This is a genomic window from Crassaminicella profunda (assembly GCF_019884785.1).
GTDB classification, from domain to species: Bacteria; Bacillota; Clostridia; order Peptostreptococcales; family Thermotaleaceae; genus Crassaminicella; species Crassaminicella profunda.
Genome location: NZ_CP082326.1, coordinates 1,487,346 through 1,506,385 on the forward strand (window position 1 = coordinate 1,487,346; position 19,040 = coordinate 1,506,385).

The window sequence follows — 19,040 nt, forward strand, 5'->3', positions numbered from 1 at the left end:
ATAAAAAAACTGAGAGGAAAATGAAATATGAATTTTCAAAGTTTAAAAGTAAAAGAAATTAATCATTATATAGATCAAGTAAAGGTAGAAGAATATGTGAAGTATATACCATTATTAGAAAATGATGAAAGAGAATCGGTTAAAAAAATAGGAAAAAAACTAGAAAAAAGGTATGCAAAGTTATTGGGTGAAAAAGAAAGAGTTCAAAAGTTATGGGTTTATGAAAATAAATTATTTGATGCTGGATATAAAATAATTGCAGGAATAGATGAAGCAGGACGTGGACCTTTAGCAGGACCTGTAGTAGCAGCAGCAGTTGTCTTGCCAGAAAATGTGTTTATAGAAGGAATTAATGATTCAAAGAAAATATCGTTAAAGAAAAGAGAAGTTTTATTTAAAATTATAACTCAAAAAGCACTAGGTATTGGTATTGGAATAATAGATAATGAAACTATCGATCAGATAAATATATTGAATGCAACGAAGATGGCTATGAAGCGGGCTGTTCAAAAACTTTCTAAATCTCCACAGTATTTATTAATAGATGCAGTGCATTTAGCCGATATAAATATAAAGCAGACTGGAATTAACAAGGGAGATAGTTTAAGTATATCTATTGCTGCAGCTTCTATTATAGCTAAGGTAACAAGAGATAGAATAATGGACAGATTTCATAAAATATATCCTCAATATAGTTTTATTAATCATAAAGGATATGGGACAAAGGAGCATTATGAAAATATTCAAAAATATGGACTATCTCCAATTCATAGAAAGTCTTTTCTAAAAAATATAATAGGTGATAGGAAAAATGAAAATCAATCATGGAAACTATAATTTTGGATTCTTAGGAAAAAACAATCAAGAGTTAAAAGTTGGGCAAATGATCAAAGGAAAGATTCAACAAATTCTAAATGATGTACTTATTCTTGAACTGGAAAATGGGAAATTATTAGAGGCAAAAACCAATATTCCAATAGAAGCTCAAAAAAACAGTATTTTACAATTTCAAGTAAAATCAATCTATGAAAATCAAATAACCATTCAACCAATGATAGAGGAATTACAGCATAAAGAAGAAATTTCTACAGCAGAAAAGAAAATAATAGATATGTTAAAAGCATTAAACATAAAATCAGGGGAAGAAGAAGTGGAATTGGTTAAAAAATTAATTGTTAATGAGATTCCAGTGAATAAGGAAAATCTAGAAAATATTATTCAATCGAAAACAAGTTTTGAGAAAATGGAAACACTTTTGAATGATAAATCAATCATTTCGAATGAAAAAATGTTAAACGAAAACATTCGAGAAGTACTAAAAAATTTATTAAATGTTGAAGATGTTATGAAAGAAAATGAATCAAGTAACCCTGAAAATGCAAAAAAACTAGCGACCAAAGATTCTAATCTATTAGAAATGAAAAAAAATATAATAGAAAAGGTTCATGAGGAATTATTCAATGGAAAAATAGCTCATTCAAAAAATATAAATGTCCATAATATGAATTTTGAAAAAATCATTTTTTTATTAAAAAACAATTTAAAGTTAAATATATCTAATGTGACAAATATCAATAATTTACTTTTGAATGATTTTACAATTACAAAGCAAATGGATGAGTTAGTAGGAGCTCTTTATAAGAATGAAGAAACAATTAGTCTAGGAAAAAGCCTTGAAAATATTTTCTCAAATATAAAGAATATGATTCTTGAAAAAAAGTTTGAACCTGTAGAAATTATGAAAGAAATTCATATAAAATTAGAGCTTGCAAAACAATCAATTGAAAATATAAGTTCAAAGGATAAGGGAGATATTTTAAACAATATAACAAACTTGAAAAATAGTTTAGAGTTTGTGGATAAATTGAATCAATTCCAGACTTATTTTCAAATACCTATATTTTTAGATGATGAGAAAAAAAACTTAGATTTATATATTTCAAAGAATCATAAGAATAAAAAGAAAATCAATCCTAAAGATGTTAAAATACTTGTAGCACTAGATACAAAAACAATGGAGAAGATACAGGTTTTAATCGAGATTAAAGATAAGAATATTACTTGTAATTTTAAAGTAAAGACTGATGAAATAAAGAAAAAACTATTAGCATTTGAAAATGATTTAAAAGAAACTTTGAAGCTTCTAGAATTTAAGGGAATTACTACAAAATATGTAGTTTCAAACATAGAGAAGAATATAATAGATGAAGATTTTAATAAAAAAGAAATGACTAAAAAAATACGTTTTATTGATTTGAAGGTGTGATGCTATGGAAAAAAAAGAAATGGCAGCAGCTATAAAATATGATCAAGAAAAAACAGCAGCACCTGTTGTTGTTGCAAAAGGAGAAGGATATATTGCAAAAAAGATAAAAGAGATTGCTTCAGAAATGGATATTCCTACTTATAAGGATGAAAAACTTGTAAAACAATTAAATAACCTATCTATTGGAGAAGAAATACCACCAGAATTATATCAAGTAGTGGCAGAAATTTTAGCTTTTATCATTCGATTAGATACAAAAGGAGAGACAGAAAGTTAGTCTCTCTTTTTTGTGGTAAAAAGATTTTTTTTCACAAAATTTTATAATGGTTGACAGTATTTTACAAAATTTTCAATGAAGTTTATTTAAAATAATATAAGGAGTATTATTAGGAAGGGATATGTGGAGGAAAATAAAATGGATAATTTAAAAAAAACAAAAATATTAATTGCAGACGATAGTCAATTAAATCTTCGGATTATTGGAGATGTGATTAAGAGTAATGGATATGAGCCAATTGTAGTGTCACGAGGGAATGAGGTTTTTAAATATGCTAAGAAAGAAAAACCAGAACTAATTTTATTAGATATAATAATGCCTAAAATGGATGGATATGAAGTTTGTGAAATATTAAAAACAAACAAAGAAACGAAAGATATTCCCATAATTTTTCTTACAGGACAATCGAAAATAGAGGATGTTGCAAAGGGTTTCGAAGTAGGGGCTGTAGATTATATCAATAAACCATTTCATGAAGTAGAATTAATAGCTAGAGTAAAGACACATCTACAATTAAAGAAATTACATGATAAATTAAGAAAAAGCAATAAACAACTACATAAAATGAACATAGAACTTCTTAAAGCTAATGAGATCATCCAATATAATAAATTACAAACAGAATTTTTTGCAAATATTTCTCATGAATTTAGAACACCTTTAAATCTGATCTTTAGTACTATACAACTATTTGAATTGTGCATGCAGGATCATCTAGATACTAAAGATAGTAAATATATAAAGATTATGAAGCAAAATTGCTATCGACTTTTAAGACTAGTGAATAATTTAATTGATATTACTAAAATTGATTCAGGATATTTTGAAATTCAATTACAAAATCACGATATTGTACAAATTGTTGAAAATATCACATTGTCTATTTCAGAGTATATAGAGCGTAATGATCTTTCTTTAATATTTGATACAGATGTAGAAGAAAAGATGATTGCTTGTGATGTAGATAAAATTGAAAGAATGATATTGAACCTTTTATCAAATGCTGTAAAATTTACAAAGCCAGGCGGAAAAATTCTTGTAAGAATATATGATCAAAAGGAACATGTATTAATCTCTGTAAAAGATACAGGGAAAGGTATTCCCAAAAATAAAATAGATACTATTTTTGAAAGGTTTATGCAGATAGATAAATCTTTATCTAGAAAAAAAGAAGGCAGTGGTATTGGATTATCTCTTGTTAAAGCTCTTGTTCAAATGCATAAAGGAGAAATTTTTGTTAAAAGTGAATATGGTAAAGGAACTGAATTTATTATAAAGCTTCCAGCTAAAGTGTTACCAATAGAAGATAAAGAAATACAAGTAGATGATAATTATAATCAACATAATTATATAGAGAATATAAATATTGAATTTTCAGACATATATTCAATAGGCTAAATAATCCTTTACCATACTGAAAAGAGTTAAATGATTAACTGTAAAGCTGATCCAATTTATTTATGAGGAGATAGTAAAAAGCATAGAAGAAATAAAAGCAGGAGATTCTATAAATTCGATACGCTTTATACCGTTTGATGATATGAATCCTAAAAGTACAGGGTCATGATCTTTACATATTGTAGTTGTTAAGGTTTCTCCACTAATGGAAGTAACTTTGACTAAAGAATTTAATAGACTTTCAAATGTTAATATTACGCCATTTGTAATGGAGGGAAAGTCAATTAATCCATTCTTTTCTAAAAATAATAAGCTATGGTTTTTATGCATATCATATGTTGTAAATAAGCAACATGGAGAAGAAAATTTTATTCCATTTAGTATAAAAGGATTAGGAACGAGATAAGGCTTTATATAATGAGAATAAATGTCTTCTTTTGGTAGAAAAAAATTTTCAAAATCTATTTTGTTTAATGTTCCTGAAATATCCTGAAAAACTTGGAAATCATGATAAATAGTAATTGCCATTTGCATCACCAATCTTTATTTGTATTTGTTAACCATGGTTTACTTACTACATAATAAGATAAAGATATATGTATTGTTACTTTTTTATTAAGTTTATACTAAAATTTAGTAAATATATGGTAAACATAAGCAAAAATCAAAATAAACAAGTTGTTTCTTTATGGACAAAAAGGCTAATAAGAATGAATAAAAAAAGGTAGGAATTACATGGTCAAATATTTCCCCGGGAATGAGTTTTTGCTAGACAGATTGAAAAATAACTATAAAAATAGTGTTTCCTATAAAAGAAAATGGGCTGAATATAAAGCATCTCTGAAAGTATTTCTTCTGGAATAAGAACTTGTTTAAAAGTAGGTTTAATGGATATACATAAGATATAATATGAAGAGAGAAGTATTGATAAATTGGAGGGATTCAATGGAAGTTTTTGTAGCGAGACAGCCAATTTTTAATAGGAATAAAGATGTTATAGCTTATGAACTTTTATATAGGGATAGTAATAAAAATTTTTTTAATAATACTATTGGTGCTAGTAAGGCTACATCTATACTTATAGCAAATAGCTATTTTTCTATAGGGATAGAAAAATTAATAGGCAAACATAAAGCTTTTATAAATTTTAATAAAAGTCTTATAGAACGTGATATTCCAATGATTTTCGATAAAGATACAATCGTTATTGAAATTTTAGAAGATGTTGTACCTGATAAAAAATTTATTAATACCATAAAAAAGTTAAAAGAAATGGGTTATACCATTGCACTAGATGATTTTACATATGATTATGCCTATGATGAAATTGTAGAATTATGTGACATAATAAAGGTTGATTTTTTACAAAATACAGAGGAGGATGTTTATCGCATCATACAAAAGTGGGATAATAAAACTAGAAAATTTCTTGCAGAAAAGATTGAAAATAATGAAGTACTCAATTATGCTAAAAAAATCGGATATGATTATTTTCAAGGATATTTTTTTGATAAACCAGTAATTATTAAAGGAAAAAGATTAAAAGACAATAAAATTCAATACTTAAGGATTATGGAGGAATTAAATAAAGATGATCCATCTTATGATAATATTGCTAAAATAATAGAATATGATATAAACCTAACCTATAAGTTATTAAAACTTGTTAACTCTAAATTTACTTTATCACATGAAATACAATCTATTAAACATGCTTTAACGCTGATGGGTTTAAAAGAAATTCAAGTATGGATAACGTTGATTATGATCCAAGATATTAAGGATATGGAAAATAATGAAATTCTTAAGACGTCTCTAGTAAGAGCTAAACTTGGGCAACGATTAGCTGAAAGCTCTATCCACAAAAAAAGGAAGAATGAAGCAATGCTAATGGGACTTATATCTGTTATTGATATATTATTAGAAGAACCTATGGAAAAGATATTAAATAAATTACCGATATCAAATGATATTAAAAATCCTTTAATGGGAAAAGAAAGTCCGTTAAGTGATATATATAATTTGATGATAAATTATGAAAAGGCTTCATGGGAAGAATTATGTGTAGATGCAAAAAAAATTGAAATAGATATAAAAAAACTTCCTGATCAATATTTTAAGGCCGTGCAGTGGGCAGATGAATTGTTTGAATATATGCTAGCAAATGATTAATTTGTAGAATATTTATATTTGAGAAATTAAAAATGCTAGTTTAGGAAAGTTGAACATGTAGTAGTGGCATAATAATAAAAACTACTGTGAAAGGGTGTAAGTTACACCATAATAATAAATCTAGAGGAGTTAATGAAAAAAAGAGAAATACTTTTTTCCATTGTGTTATTTGCGTTATCCTTAAGATACGAAAGTGACTTTTAAGATTGTTGGCAGATGGAATGGGGTTAGAAAAGCTGTTGAATAGCAGAAGTGAGAACGGTTAATTTAAATAGAATTTTAACGAAGCATGTTAGGTATGTTAAATGTTAAAAATGCACATGAGCAATGCATAGCATAACCAAAGGGAGTCAGGACAGGAAAGATACCTGTAAAATAAAAGTAAATAACTAGTATTACCAAGTATAGACTAACAATAATGGAATGATAGATATAATTTGAGTCAAATTTTGTTAATAGATATTTTCTATAGTTGTATTTTTTATCTAAAGACATTAGCAAATATAAAGCAACAATAGTTGGTAGAAATCCCAATAGTAAAACCCCCTAGAAAGTGGTAAAGAACATTATTAGTATACAATGAAAATACAAAAATTACCATAGTGATTCATTAGGGGGATTGGATCTATAACTAATATTAAAATGAGATTTTGTTCCAAAAATAGAATTTATTATTTTTGCTTTTCAAAGATTGTTTTGTAATCATTAGCTGAACTATAACTTGAAGTAGCTGGAGCAAATAGTTGAATTAAAATTGAATGTATATTATTCATCAACTTTTGCCCATTTTATAGGATTACCTTCTTTAGGACAAGGTGGAAATTTGTTACCCGATTGTAATGATATTTTTTTACCGTATTTGTTTTGGTAAATTCCTGGGTTGGTAACTTTTTCTCCAGTCATACCTGTAATTTGCATTGTTACACATCCTTTCAGAATTAATATTAATTTATTAATAGGATAAGCAAATTGCTAACAGTTTATACATATTAAGAATGAGAACTAGAACTAAAGCATTCAGAAATGGATGTATTTTTTATTGTCAAAAAAGGAGATGCTTATGAAAAAAATATATAGACCAGGATTGACCCTGGTCGTAAAAAGAAGGTGCTATAATAAATGGCTAACGATAGAAAGAGAAAGTGGTATATAAGGGAATTGGGGAAATCCCCAATTCTTTTTAGTATTATTAGCAACCACACCCACCATAGAAAGGCATACAGAATAATACTACTAATAATAAGAAGAAGAAAAGTAAACTACTATCGCATCCACCACATTGACTATTAGCCATGAAGATATCCTCCTTTTAAATCATTATTTGTAACTATTTTTTTTGTCCTAATATAAATTATGCAGATCAGAAGACCTGTGTTACATGATTTTAAAGTTTTCTTATCTAAAAGGGTTACCCAATAGTAGTGCATAAAAGATCCTTTTATTTCTCTATTTTAAAAGGAGATTCAAAAACGATAATTGATTAGCAAAAACTATTGAAAATAGCATCAATTATGGGACAACTAGTGAATTATTAGGTGATTTACTATGGTTTCTTGGATTTCTCTTTATTTGACAATATGGGAAGTCAATATCAGTTATATTTATCAAGCGTGTTAATATATTTAACAAATAAGTGTGCACTTTGTACATTAACATGGGATTTTAATACCCTCATGCACATGATAAAATATGATAATATTTATTCAAGATAAATAAAATTTAGAAAATTCAAAACGTGGATAAAAGGAGAAGCGTTATGTCAAAAAAATATAAAATTGCAGTTATAAGAGTAGCAACTTTAGATGATGAAAAAAGATTAAATTTACATGGAAAACTTATTGAAAAATATTTTCCAGACTTAATTACTAAATCATATTGCATACATGATCAATATGATGGTGTACATGATGATACGAGTCATGTAATTGCAACGGAAAAAATAGTTACTCTTGTAAAACAAATAAAGCATGAATATGATGGAATCGCCATTAGCTGCGCGGGAGATCCTGCAGTAGAAATACTAAAAAAGGAGATAGATATTCCAGTAATAGGAGCAGGACATTCTGTAGCAAGTTTTAGCTTGAATTTTGGAGAAAAAATTGGAGTATTAGGAATTAGGCATGAAGCACCAGAAAAAATTGTAAAAATATTAGGTGATAAACTTGTAAAATCAATAAAACCAGAAAAAGTAAATAATACAAATGATTTATTGACAGATGAAGGGAGAGCGTCAGTTATTGAGGCTGCTCATGAAATCCAAAAATCTGGAGCAGTTGCTATTATTTTAGCTTGTACAGGGATGTCAACCATAGGGATAGCAAAATTTTTAAATGAAAAGCTACAAATACCTATTATAGACCCTGTATATTCTGAGGCATTAGTTATGAATAGTCTATGCAAATATAAAAACATATTTTAGGAGGAGGAAAGCTGTGGAAAGTTATAGGATGAAAATTACTGATGAACTTGCTGAAGCGGCTGTGTTAGGTGGAGTTTTTTTAGGTGGAGGTGGGGGTGGTTCTTATGAAAAAGGCCTTAAAAATGCTAAGGAAGCCTTGAAATTGGGAGAATTATATTTGGTTTCACTGGATCACATAAAAGATGATGATATCGTTATCACAGCTTCTGCTGTAGGCTCACCTGCATCTGAAGAACAGTATGTTACTCCTGAATATAATAAAAAAGGATATAAGATTTTCAATGAGTTATTAAAAGAAACTATAGGTGGAGTTATTACTAATGAAAATGGTGGAGGTTCAACGATTAATGGGTGGATATTATCTGCTATGACAGGTATACCTCTTATAGATGCTCCTTGTAATGGTAGAGCGCATCCAACTGCTCTAATGGGAAGTATGGGGTTGAGTTTATTAAAAGACTATAAAACGATTCAGGTTGCATTAGGTGGAAACCCAGATAAAGAAAAGTATATAGAAGTAGCTGTAAAAGGAAACCTTGCTTCAACATCAGCAATAATAAGACAGGCAGCAGTAGAAGCAGGGGGGTTAGTAACTGTACTTAGAAATCCAGTAAAAGCTCAATATTTAAAACAAAATGCTGCTATTGGAGGTTTGAAGCAAGCGATAGACATAGGAAATGTATTTTTAAAGTATAAAGATGATACTGAAAATATATTAGAAGAACTAAAGAAGAGGATGTCTCTAGAGATTATAGCAAAAGGTGTAGTGAAGAAATATGAAATTAACATACAAGGTGGATTTGATGTAGGACATGTAGTAATTAATTCAGACAAGAGAGATTATGATCTAACATTTTGGAATGAATATATGACTTTAGAGTCTAATGGAGAGATATTGGCTACTTTTCCAGATTTAATAGCTACACTAGACGAAAAAACAGGAAAAGTTATAACAAGTGCCGACATGAGAGAGAAAGACAATATTATAGTCATTAAAGTAGATAGAAAAAATTTAAAGCTTGGGAAGGGGATGTTTGATCAAAAACTTTTCAAGCAAGCAGAAGATGTGTTGAATAAAGAGCTTATTAAGTATATTTTTTAGGAGGGAATTTTAAAATGTTTAAACAAGTTATGGAAATGTATGAGTTATTAGATAAGGCAACTGCAAATGGTAATGAAGTAGAAGTGTTTTTAAGAAGCAGAGGGGCAGAAGATGTAATTGTACAAACTGTATCAGGAGAAAAAGGAAGTACAGATTTTATTAAAATATTTATAAAAGGTAGTGAAGGAAAGAATGTAGGTGGAGATGCCCCAACATTAGGGATTACTGGAAGACTAGGAGGATTAGGTGCAAGACCTGAAGTTATAGGTTTTGTTTCAGATGGCGATGGAGCTTTAGCTGCATTGTCTGCTGCACTAAAGCTTATCGATATGCAAAAAAATGGAGACGTTTTAAAAGGTGATGTTGTTATTACAACCCATATTTGTCCAGATGCGCCAACAAGAGAGCATTTTCCTGTAAGATTTATGGGTTCTGCAGTTGATATTGAGACAATGAATAATATAGAAGTAACAGAAGATATGGATGCCATATTGTCTATTGATACTACAAAAGGGAATAAGGTGATTAATACTAGAGGCTTTGCTATTTCTAGTACAGTTAAAGAAGGGTATATCTTAAAGATAAGCGATGATTTAACTGAAATTATGATGAGAACAACTGGTAGATTACCTTATATATTTCCATTATCTCAACAAGATATTACGCCATATGGCAATGGACTTTATCATTTAAATAGTATATTACAACCTGCTGTTGCTGCGAAAGTTCCTGTTGTAGGGGTAGCTATTACTACAGAAGTTCCAGTTGCAGGTTGTGCTACAGGTGCCACACATCTTATGGATATAGAAATGACGGCTAGATTTGCAATAGAAGTTGCTAAAGACTTTGGAGAGAAGAAATGTAAATTCTACGATGAAGAAGAATATAAATTAATTCATAAACTTTATGGAGATATGAAAAGATTTCAAACTAGAGGTGTACAATAAACAATGAAAAAAGTTCAGATTACCCTTTTGGTAGAAGAGTCAAAGGAACTTATTGCTAGGGCTGTTGTCAATCATAAAGATGTAAAAAAAAGCCTCATAGGTGGAAAAGTAGTACTAAAAGGAGGCACAACTGTATCAAGAATAAGTGAAAAAATAGCAGATAAACCTCTTAGAATATGTGGACGAATAACAAAGAGAGGAACTGTAGCTAATCTAACAAATAATGAGTATGCCCATACACTATTAATTGAAAATAATAAAACTAAAAATATTGATAATATAGTAGATGAAGAATTTAGTAAGCTCAATGGAAGAGATTTAGTTATTATAGGGGCAAATGCAATAGATTATTTTGGTAATGCTGCAATAATGGCTGGAAGCCCAGGTGGAGGCAGTATAGGAAAGAATATGAGTTTTTTATATACAGAAGATGTTAGGGTGATAATACCAGTAGGGCTTGAAAAATTCATACCTGGGGATATAACCGAAATCATTAAAAATTCTTCTCGAAAAGGAAAAGATTTTTCTTATGGAATGGCAGTTGGCTTAATTCCAGTGTTTGGAGAAATTATCACTGAAATAGAAGCTATAAAGATTTTTTCAAATGTTGCGTGTCAGGTAATTGGAGCAGGTGGATTAGATGGTGCAAATGGTAGTGTTACATTAGAAATATGGGGAGAAGATCAAGAAGTAAGTAAGATACTAGAAGTTGTGAAGGATATTAAATCATCTGAAGTGAAAGTGTCAGGAGAATTAACTTCTTTGGAAGAATGTGAAGCTATATGTGAATCTTGTAAACGTCATTTAGCTTGTGCTTATAAACTTAAGAAAGTTGAAGATGAAAAGAAAACCAAGCTTGGAATTATTACTATAGGACAATCTCCAAGAATAGATCTTACACAGGATATTCGAGAAATATTAAATAAGAATATTACTGTAATTGAATTGGGAGTATTAGATAAGTACACATATGAAGAAGTAATTGAGAGATTTAGTTCAAATGATAAAGAAGATATTCTTGTTTCTAGAATGAGAGATGGAAAACAAATAGTTTTAAGGGAAGAGAAAGTCATAAATGAATTACAAAATTGCATTGATGAAATAGAGAAAAAGGTTGATATGGTACTTTTATTATGTACTGGAAAATTTCCTAAATTTAATCATAAAAAACCTTTAATAATTCCTCAGAACCTACTTCATTCGATTGTATCAAAATTAGAATCTAATAATAAAATAGGTGCGATTATTCCAGATATAGGACAAATAGAACAAAACAAAAGATGGTGGAGCACTGTTAATATGAATTTAGAGATTGAAGTAGCCTCACCATATAAAGAAATTGAAAACATACAAAAAGTTGCTACAAGATTTAAAGATAAACCTATTAATTATATTGTTTTAGATTGCATGGGGTATTCAGTAGAGATGAAAAAATTAGTAAGCAAAGAGTCAGGTAAAAAAGTTATATTACCTAGAACGCTCATAGCTAGAGTAATCAATGAATTATCGCAACAATAAATGAACCAGCGATAAATTTCAATGAAAACTTAAAAAAGCAACACAATCTCTCATTGCGTTGCTTTTTTTGTATAATTATTTACTTCAATTTAAGAAATAGGAATAACAAACTAGAGAGCGAATTGACTGAATATTGGTAAAAAAGAATATATTTATCAATATTTTAAATATAAATAAGGACTTTTTCTAAAAGACAGTTGAACGATAGTTCACAAAGTAAAATAGTAATATTTTTTAGGAAAAGAGCCAAAATTAAAAGGAGGGAACAACAATGGAAAAAATGAAAAAAGTAAGAGCACATCCTTCGCCATTAGAACCTGGTACGCTGATTCTTATTATTATACTATCAGCTATGGGAGCTATTGTAGGTCTTGAATTAATTACAAGATTAGGTACAACACCTAATACATCTATTATAGGTGCATTAGTAGCAATCGTATTAGCTCAAGTACCATTTGCATTTTTAAAAAAGTATAAAGATGTAAATCGACAAAATTTATTACAAACTGCTATTTCTGGCTCTACATTTTCAGCAGCTAATGGACTTATGTTACCTATTGGTGTAATATTCTTAATGGGTAGACCAGATTTAGTATGGCCAATGCTAACTGGTGCTGCTTTGGCTGTAATTACAGATGCAACGATTCTATATTTCTCATTTGATTCTCAAGCTTTTCCAGCTCAGGGGGCATGGCCTCCAGGGATTGCAACAGCTGAAGCTATTAAGACTGCTGCAGAAAAAGGTAAGAGTGGGATTGTACTTGTATTAGGGATCATTGGGGGTGCAGTAGGTAAATACTTTGGTATTCCTATGGATATTTTAGGTGTTGCATTTATTGGTAATGCTTTTGCACTTACTGCATTTGGTATAGGCTTATTAACTAGAGGTTACTTTCCACAATTTACGGATATTGATTTAATGAAAGTATATTTACCACATGGTACGATGATAGGTGCTGGTTTAGTTGCACTCATTCAAATTATTAAGATTATAAAAAGTGAAAAAAATTCTGAAGATGAAAATAAATATAAAGTTACGAGAAGTGCAAAAGACCTTAAGAAAGGTTTAGGAAAGGGATACTTTGTATATATTGGTATAGCTTTATTATTAGCTGTTGTTACTGGACTCATGACTGAAATGTCATTTGGTATGCTTGTATTATGGGTAATTTTTGCTGCAACAGCGGCAATAGTATCTGAATTGATTGTTGGTATTGCTGCTATGTATTCAGGTTGGTTTCCTGCATTTGCTACAGCATTAATCTTCTTAGTATTGGGAATGCTTATTGGATTTCCACCAGTTGCGTTAGCATTATTAGTAGGTTTTACAGCTTCTACGGGTCCAGCATTTGCTGACATGGCTTATGATTTCAAAGCTGGTTGGGTTCTTAGAGGAGAAGGAAAAGATATTGAATTTGAAAAAGAAGGTAGAAAGCAACAATATATAGCAGAAATTATTGCGTTTATGGTTGCCATTTTAATGGTTGGGTTTGTGCATCAATTCTACTTTGCTCAGGATTTAATTCCACCTGTAGATAGAGTTTATGTTGCAACTATTGAAGCTGGTACAAATCCAGAAGTAGCTAAATACTTATTATTATGGGCTATTCCTGGTGCGATTATTCAATTTGTTGGTGGACCATCAAAGCAGTTAGGGGTACTTTTTGCTACAGGTTTATTAATCAAATCACCAATCGCTGGAATTACTGTACTCGTTGGTCTAGGAATCAGATATTTAGTTCTTAAGATTAAGGGGAAAGAAGCTGAAGGAATGTTATATATTGTAGGTGCTGGTTCTATTGCAGGTGCTGCATTATTTAGCTTCTTTAAATCAACTATAAGACTTGGAAAAATTAAATAATGAAAAAGCTAAGGGATTCCTTAGCTTTTTCAAATGATTATTAAAATTCTTACAATATTTTTAAAATATGTTATGATTAAAATAAAAATCATATGTGGTGATGTTTATGAAGGTAAGAGAAATTTTAAACTTAAATAATAATCTAAAAGGTTTAAAAATTTTAGCAGGTGAAAAAGGTCTTGATAGAGAGATAAAAGATATTGAAATTTTAGAGATACCAGATGGTATATATTGGATAAATGAAGGCGATTTAGCTATAACGACTGCATATTTTTTATATAAAGAAGGTAGTGGCTTGATTTCTTGGATTGAATTGTTAAATGAAAAAGGTGCTGCAGGACTAGGAATAAAAACAGATAGATTTTTAAAAAAGATCCCTGTAGAAACTATAAAAAAAGCAAATGAATTGAACTTTCCATTGATTGAGATACCTATACATGTAGGTTATAGTGATATGACATGGCCTATAATTAGTAAGATCTTAGGAGAAAAGGATTATATAAACTTTAGACTTGAAAAATACAATGAGGAATTACTTAATTTAAGCTTAAAGAACTATAGTACAAGAGATGTGTTTCGTATAATAAAAAAATATATGAAAAATTCATTTGTAGCATTTTCTTTTTATAACAATAAAATAAAATGTATAACAAAAAATGAAAAAAAATTTCCCATAGACAATATTATTTCTATTATAAATGAAAATCATGAGATGATAGATACTTCTACAGATTTTTTTTGTATAAATAGAGATAATAAAAAAATATGGATTAATGCTTTGAGGGTGGAAGGTGAAATAATAGGATATTTTTCAATTATTTCTTATGACGATAGTTATATAAAGCTTGATTTAAAGATAGCTAAATTGTCATGCTCTTATTTAATAGTGAGTATGTTATTAGAAAAATCTTATGACTATTCGAGGTATAATTCTAAAGAAGATTTTTTAAAATCGGTTATATATAAAAAAATTACTAATAAGATAAAATTAAAAAGGGATGCTGCCTATTATAACATTACATTTGATTTAAGAAGAATTATATGGATTATGGAAATAAATTCAAAAGAAGAGCTTCAGAATGATTTACATAAAATTTATGAAATAATAAATAACAAGGTGAAATATAATAAGATACATATAATTTTTGAAAATAATAAAATTATTTGTATTAGTAGTGAAAAAGAAAATATATATCGTAAAACTTGGTTTGAGCATTTACTAAAAGAATTTGAATATAAATTTCCCAAATATAGCTTTAAAATAGGTGTGAGTAAAATCTTTGATAGTTTAGATAAATTATCCATTGCTTATGATGAAGCAAGATTTTGTCTTGAAAATGGCTTGAAATTAGAAATGGGAAATATTCAATTATTTGATGATTTAATTGTATATTATGTTTTAAACGAAATAGCTAGGCATCCACAATTAATTAGATTATACGAGGATACTATAAAAAAATTAAAGGATCATGATATAAACTATGGGACAGAGCTTGTAAAAACTATCAGTAGCTATATAGAAAACAATAATAATGTACTTAAAACTGCTGAAGATTTATACATACATAGAAATACATTATATAAAAGGATTAGAAAGATAGAAAGTATTATCGATTTAAATATAAAAAGTTCAGATAAAAATTTGATTATGAGTTTAGGTTTGAAACTTCATAAATTATATAGTAGATAAGGGGCTAATTGGAGGGAATATGATGGTAAATAAAGAAAGAATAGTTCATAAGTTTATTGAATATGTACAGAGAGACAGTGAAACAGGAAATGAAGGTAAGTTTTCTGGATTTTTAGTTAAAGAAATGAAATCTATTGGAATGAAGGTTTGGACTGACAGTGCAGGTGAAATAGTTGGTTCAAATGGAAATAATGTATATGGTTATTTAGAAGGTAATTTAGATATTGAGCCAATCTTATTTAGTAGTCATATGGATACTGTAAAGCCAGGTGTGGGGATAAAGCCTATTATAAAAGATAGTGTAATATACAGCAGTGAAAATACAATACTAGGAAGTGATGATAAATCCGGAGTAAATGCTATATTAGAAGCTATCAGAATGATTAAAGAAAATAACTTATCTCATGGGCCCATTGAGGTAGTATTCACTATTTGTGAAGAAGGTGGTTTAAGAGGCTCTAAGAATCTTGAATATAATAAAATAAAATCTAAAAAGGCTTTTGTTTTTGATAGCAGTGGTGAAGTAGGAAAAATAATTGTACAAGCACCAGCTCAAGATAAAATAAATGTGAAAGTAATAGGTAAACCATCTCATGCAGGTGTAGCTCCAGAGGAAGGTATTAGTGCTATTCAAGTTGCTTCTGAAGCAATCACAAATATGAAACTTCTCAGAATAGACGAAGAAACAACAGCAAATGTTGGTGTTTTTAATGGAGGAAAAGTCACTAATATTATTTGTCCAGAGGTAGAAATTGTGGCAGAGACAAGGAGTTTGAATAATGAAAAGCTAAGGGTCCAATCAGAGCATATGATAGAGTGCTTTAAAAAGGCATCAGAAAAATATGGAGCTAAATTAGAGTGTGAAGTAACTAATATGTATAAAGCATTTAAAATAGAAAAAGATGATAACCTTGTAAAAACTGTAGAAAATGTTTGTAACAAGCTTGGTATAAAATCAAATGCAACTTCTACAGGAGGTGGGAGTGATGCAAATATTTATAATTATAATGGAATAAAGGCAATAAATTTAGGTACAGGTATGTCGAAAGCACACACATTAGAAGAACATATAACTATACAGAGTTTAATTGATATTACCAATGTTGCATTAGGGCTCATGTTAAGAGAACAATAATTTAAAAATATAATCAGGAAGATTGAGACAATAAGAAGACTTTCATGTGTAAGTGAGTGTGAACAAATCTGTGGTGCGCATAAAGGCAGGTGTTATGGAGTACACCTATCAAGTGTAATCATCCATTTGACCTGTTACACTTCAAGATTTTTTAGATTGTTTTATTGAATTTATGTAATCAAATGGATGGGAGTTTGGTGGAGGAACTATTACAGAAAAGGAATGACACTTAGCAAAAGGATTTTTCTAGTAGGTAGAGCAGTGTAAGCTCTACCTATTTTTAGTTTTGAAAAGATAATATAACCTAAAATCATTAAAATCAAGTAAATGATTTTTTATCTATAAAAGGAACTATTAATTCATTTAGATGTAAATAATGTAAATGAAATTGAATGGTCTATGGGAGTATCAATTTTATGGAACTATATTGAACTATTTGGAAATGATCGCATTTTAAAACTTGTATGCGTTGACCAATCTCCATCTCAATATGTTGGTTCGAATTGGAAGTGAGGGTAAATGGGTTGTTATGATGTGGAAGCTTTTGTAAGACTATGCAGTGATCTGAAGTATGTTCAGTGGTAATAGTTATAATACATGTACTAATGAAAGAAATGTCCTCATATATTTTATTGAGGTGATTGAATGGATAAAAAAGAGATTTCTGGAATTGTTATAGATGGTATAGAAAAATATTTTGAAATAGTAGATGATAGAGAAGTAAAAGCCGAAGAAGAGAAAAAGAAAGCTGCAGCAGATCAATCCTGCCTTATCACTTTCTAAAAACACCTTCAACAATCTCTAAAATATTTTGTTCTGATAAACTATATGTTATATCATAGTGCATGTGATTACCTGGCGATTTTTTTGTAATACTCATCTCGATTTTAACATATATTGTAAAAATATTCAAACGCGTGTTCGATAAAAATGTTTACATCGAACGATTGTTCGAATATAATTATGGTAGATAATACAAAATTGTGAAGGTGATGATAATGAAAAAGGTAAGAACGATTTTTCATATAGATGTAAATTCTGCATACCTTTCATGGGAAGCGGTATATAGGTTACAACATGGGGAATCAATTGACCTACGAGAGATTCCATCTATTGTAGGAGGAGATCCAAAGACTAGGCATGGTATTGTATTGACTAAATCTATACCAGCAAAAAAATATAAGATTCAAACAGGAGAGACAATATACTCTGCATTGCAGAAATGTCCTAATCTTACTATAGTACCACCGACCTATGGATTATATATTAAATGCAGTAATGCAATGGTAGAAATGCTTAAAGAATATTCACCAACAATTCAAAGATATTCTGTGGACGAATGTTTCTTAGATTATACCAATATGGAAAAACATTTCGGTGATCCTATCACTGCAGCACATACAATTAAAGATAGAATACATAAAGAACTTGGGTTTACTGTGAATATTGGTGTATCAGTAAATAAGTTTTTAGCAAAAATGGCCTCAGATTTCACAAAACCTAATAGAGTACACACTTTATATCCTAAAGAGGTACCTGAGAAGATGTGGCCACTGCCGATAGAGGATTTATTTATGGTAGGTAGGGCGACAGCACCTAAACTTCATAAAATAGGAATTTGCACTATTGGGGATTTAGCAAAGTGTAACCTTGAACATATAAGATATATGCTTAAAAGCCATGGAAAAATGATCTGGAAATATGCCAACGGTATTGAAGATTCAAAAGTAAGATTAAGTAATTATGAAAATATGAAAGGGATAGGGAACTCAACAACAATAGCATTTGATGTAGATGATAAAAGAACAGCACATATGATTCTTCTAGGATTAACGGAGACCGTGTCTCTGCGGTTAAGAGATGCAAAATATTGCTGTAAGGTAATAACTGTAGAAATTAAGAATAAAGACTTCATGAGATACACACATCAAAGAAAGTTATTTGCGCCTACAGATACAACCAATCAAATTTATAAAGTTGTAAAGGAATTATTTAATGAATCATGGAAAGGCGAATCTATAAGACATTTAGGAGTTCGAGTATCTGATTTTTGTACAAATCAATTCCAGCAAAGATCATTTTTTGACGAAGTGAATCTGGAGAAAACTAAAGCATTGGACGCTACTATAGATAAAATACGATCAAACTTTGGTAGCAATTCAATTGTACGAGCAAGCTTTTTGCATTCTAGAATAAAGCCACTAATTGGTGGAGTAGGTACGCAAGATTATCTAATGATGTCAAGTTTATTATAA

Annotated in this window: 16 protein-coding genes; 14 read left to right on the top strand and 2 right to left on the bottom strand. The window is 29.3% G+C overall.

Features of this window, described 5'->3' with window-relative positions; translation table 11 throughout:
* Window positions 1-27: 27 nt before the first annotated feature.
* The 4 genes from K7H06_RS06775 (at window position 28) to K7H06_RS06790 (ending at window position 3,941) form a co-directional block, all read left to right on the top strand.
* Window positions 28-837 (top strand): ribonuclease HII, encoded by an 810-nt coding sequence (locus K7H06_RS06775; protein WP_223039119.1) that lies wholly within the window; start codon window positions 28-30, stop codon window positions 835-837.
* Window positions 812-2,266, top strand: coding sequence for a hypothetical protein (locus K7H06_RS06780; protein WP_223039120.1), 1,455 nt, complete (start codon window positions 812-814; stop codon window positions 2,264-2,266). The genes K7H06_RS06775 and K7H06_RS06780 overlap by 26 nt, the downstream gene beginning before the upstream one ends.
* Before the next feature lie 4 nt (window positions 2,267-2,270).
* Complete coding sequence (locus tag K7H06_RS06785; protein ID WP_223039121.1) at window positions 2,271-2,543, top strand: EscU/YscU/HrcU family type III secretion system export apparatus switch protein; 273 nt, start codon at window positions 2,271-2,273, stop codon at window positions 2,541-2,543.
* 138 nt (window positions 2,544-2,681) lie between these two features.
* Window positions 2,682-3,941: an ATP-binding response regulator gene (locus K7H06_RS06790; RefSeq protein ID WP_223039122.1), complete on the top strand. Its 1,260-nt coding sequence runs from the start codon at window positions 2,682-2,684 to the stop codon at window positions 3,939-3,941.
* Between the two features lie 60 nt (window positions 3,942-4,001).
* Here K7H06_RS06790 and K7H06_RS06795 read toward each other — a convergent pair whose 3' ends face one another.
* A complete protein-coding gene (locus tag K7H06_RS06795) occupies window positions 4,002-4,469 on the bottom strand; it encodes a hypothetical protein (protein WP_223039123.1) in 468 nt (155 codons plus the stop codon).
* Between the two features lie 417 nt (window positions 4,470-4,886).
* Here K7H06_RS06795 and K7H06_RS06800 point away from each other — a divergent pair, with 417 nt between their 5' ends.
* A complete protein-coding gene (locus K7H06_RS06800; protein ID WP_223039124.1) occupies window positions 4,887-6,113 on the top strand; it encodes an EAL and HDOD domain-containing protein in 1,227 nt (408 codons plus the stop codon).
* Between the two features lie 765 nt (window positions 6,114-6,878).
* On the opposite strand, the gene K7H06_RS06805 is transcribed toward K7H06_RS06800, so the two are convergent.
* Window positions 6,879-7,031 (bottom strand): hypothetical protein, encoded by a 153-nt coding sequence (locus K7H06_RS06805; RefSeq protein ID WP_223039125.1) that lies wholly within the window; start codon window positions 7,029-7,031, stop codon window positions 6,879-6,881.
* A gap of 838 nt (window positions 7,032-7,869) precedes the next feature.
* Between K7H06_RS06805 and K7H06_RS06810 the strand changes: the two genes are divergently transcribed.
* From K7H06_RS06810 to K7H06_RS06850, 9 genes are all read left to right on the top strand, one after another.
* Window positions 7,870-8,532, top strand: a complete 663-nt coding sequence (locus tag K7H06_RS06810) for an aspartate/glutamate racemase family protein (RefSeq protein ID WP_223039126.1) — start codon at window positions 7,870-7,872, stop codon at window positions 8,530-8,532.
* A 13-nt stretch (window positions 8,533-8,545) separates the two neighbouring features.
* Window positions 8,546-9,634 (top strand): S-methyl thiohydantoin desulfurase family protein, encoded by a 1,089-nt coding sequence (locus K7H06_RS06815; RefSeq protein WP_223039127.1) that lies wholly within the window; start codon window positions 8,546-8,548, stop codon window positions 9,632-9,634.
* A gap of 14 nt (window positions 9,635-9,648) precedes the next feature.
* The gene (locus K7H06_RS06820; RefSeq protein ID WP_223039128.1) at window positions 9,649-10,581 is read left to right on the top strand and encodes a DUF1177 domain-containing protein; all 933 of its coding nucleotides are present in this window, start codon (window positions 9,649-9,651) and stop codon (window positions 10,579-10,581) included.
* A 3-nt stretch (window positions 10,582-10,584) separates the two neighbouring features.
* Window positions 10,585-12,099, top strand: a complete 1,515-nt coding sequence (locus tag K7H06_RS06825) for an AroM family protein (protein WP_223039129.1) — start codon at window positions 10,585-10,587, stop codon at window positions 12,097-12,099.
* Between the two features lie 271 nt (window positions 12,100-12,370).
* Window positions 12,371-13,960: an OPT/YSL family transporter gene (locus K7H06_RS06830; protein ID WP_223039130.1), complete on the top strand. Its 1,590-nt coding sequence runs from the start codon at window positions 12,371-12,373 to the stop codon at window positions 13,958-13,960.
* Between the two features lie 106 nt (window positions 13,961-14,066).
* Complete coding sequence (locus K7H06_RS06835) at window positions 14,067-15,650, top strand: PucR family transcriptional regulator (protein WP_223039131.1); 1,584 nt, start codon at window positions 14,067-14,069, stop codon at window positions 15,648-15,650.
* A 22-nt stretch (window positions 15,651-15,672) separates the two neighbouring features.
* Window positions 15,673-16,785 (top strand): M20/M25/M40 family metallo-hydrolase, encoded by a 1,113-nt coding sequence (locus K7H06_RS06840; RefSeq protein ID WP_223039132.1) that lies wholly within the window; start codon window positions 15,673-15,675, stop codon window positions 16,783-16,785.
* A 645-nt stretch (window positions 16,786-17,430) separates the two neighbouring features.
* Window positions 17,431-17,568, top strand: a complete 138-nt coding sequence (locus K7H06_RS06845) for a hypothetical protein (RefSeq protein ID WP_223039133.1) — start codon at window positions 17,431-17,433, stop codon at window positions 17,566-17,568.
* Between the two features lie 215 nt (window positions 17,569-17,783).
* Window positions 17,784-19,040: a DNA polymerase Y family protein gene (locus K7H06_RS06850; protein ID WP_223039134.1), complete on the top strand. Its 1,257-nt coding sequence runs from the start codon at window positions 17,784-17,786 to the stop codon at window positions 19,038-19,040.

Bases quoted from the DNA above. Each gene is read 5' to 3' on its own strand.
- K7H06_RS06850 (WP_223039134.1), top strand. From the start codon at position 17,784: ATGAAAAAGGTAAGAACGATTTTTCATATAGATGTAAATTCTGCATAC.
- K7H06_RS06820 (WP_223039128.1), top strand. From the start codon at position 9,649: ATGTTTAAACAAGTTATGGAAATGTATGAGTTATTAGATAAGGCAACT.
- K7H06_RS06830 (WP_223039130.1), top strand. From the start codon at position 12,371: ATGGAAAAAATGAAAAAAGTAAGAGCACATCCTTCGCCATTAGAACCT.
- K7H06_RS06785 (WP_223039121.1), top strand. From the start codon at position 2,271: ATGGAAAAAAAAGAAATGGCAGCAGCTATAAAATATGATCAAGAAAAA.
- K7H06_RS06780 (WP_223039120.1), top strand. From the start codon at position 812: ATGAAAATCAATCATGGAAACTATAATTTTGGATTCTTAGGAAAAAAC.
- K7H06_RS06840 (WP_223039132.1), top strand. From the start codon at position 15,673: ATGGTAAATAAAGAAAGAATAGTTCATAAGTTTATTGAATATGTACAG.
- K7H06_RS06810 (WP_223039126.1), top strand. From the start codon at position 7,870: ATGTCAAAAAAATATAAAATTGCAGTTATAAGAGTAGCAACTTTAGAT.
- K7H06_RS06805 (WP_223039125.1), bottom strand. From the start codon at position 7,031: ATGCAAATTACAGGTATGACTGGAGAAAAAGTTACCAACCCAGGAATT.
- K7H06_RS06775 (WP_223039119.1), top strand. From the start codon at position 28: ATGAATTTTCAAAGTTTAAAAGTAAAAGAAATTAATCATTATATAGAT.
- K7H06_RS06800 (WP_223039124.1), top strand. From the start codon at position 4,887: ATGGAAGTTTTTGTAGCGAGACAGCCAATTTTTAATAGGAATAAAGAT.
- K7H06_RS06835 (WP_223039131.1), top strand. From the start codon at position 14,067: ATGAAGGTAAGAGAAATTTTAAACTTAAATAATAATCTAAAAGGTTTA.
- K7H06_RS06825 (WP_223039129.1), top strand. From the start codon at position 10,585: ATGAAAAAAGTTCAGATTACCCTTTTGGTAGAAGAGTCAAAGGAACTT.
- K7H06_RS06795 (WP_223039123.1), bottom strand. From the start codon at position 4,469: ATGGCAATTACTATTTATCATGATTTCCAAGTTTTTCAGGATATTTCA.
- K7H06_RS06790 (WP_223039122.1), top strand. From the start codon at position 2,682: ATGGATAATTTAAAAAAAACAAAAATATTAATTGCAGACGATAGTCAA.
- K7H06_RS06845 (WP_223039133.1), top strand. From the start codon at position 17,431: ATGGATAAAAAAGAGATTTCTGGAATTGTTATAGATGGTATAGAAAAA.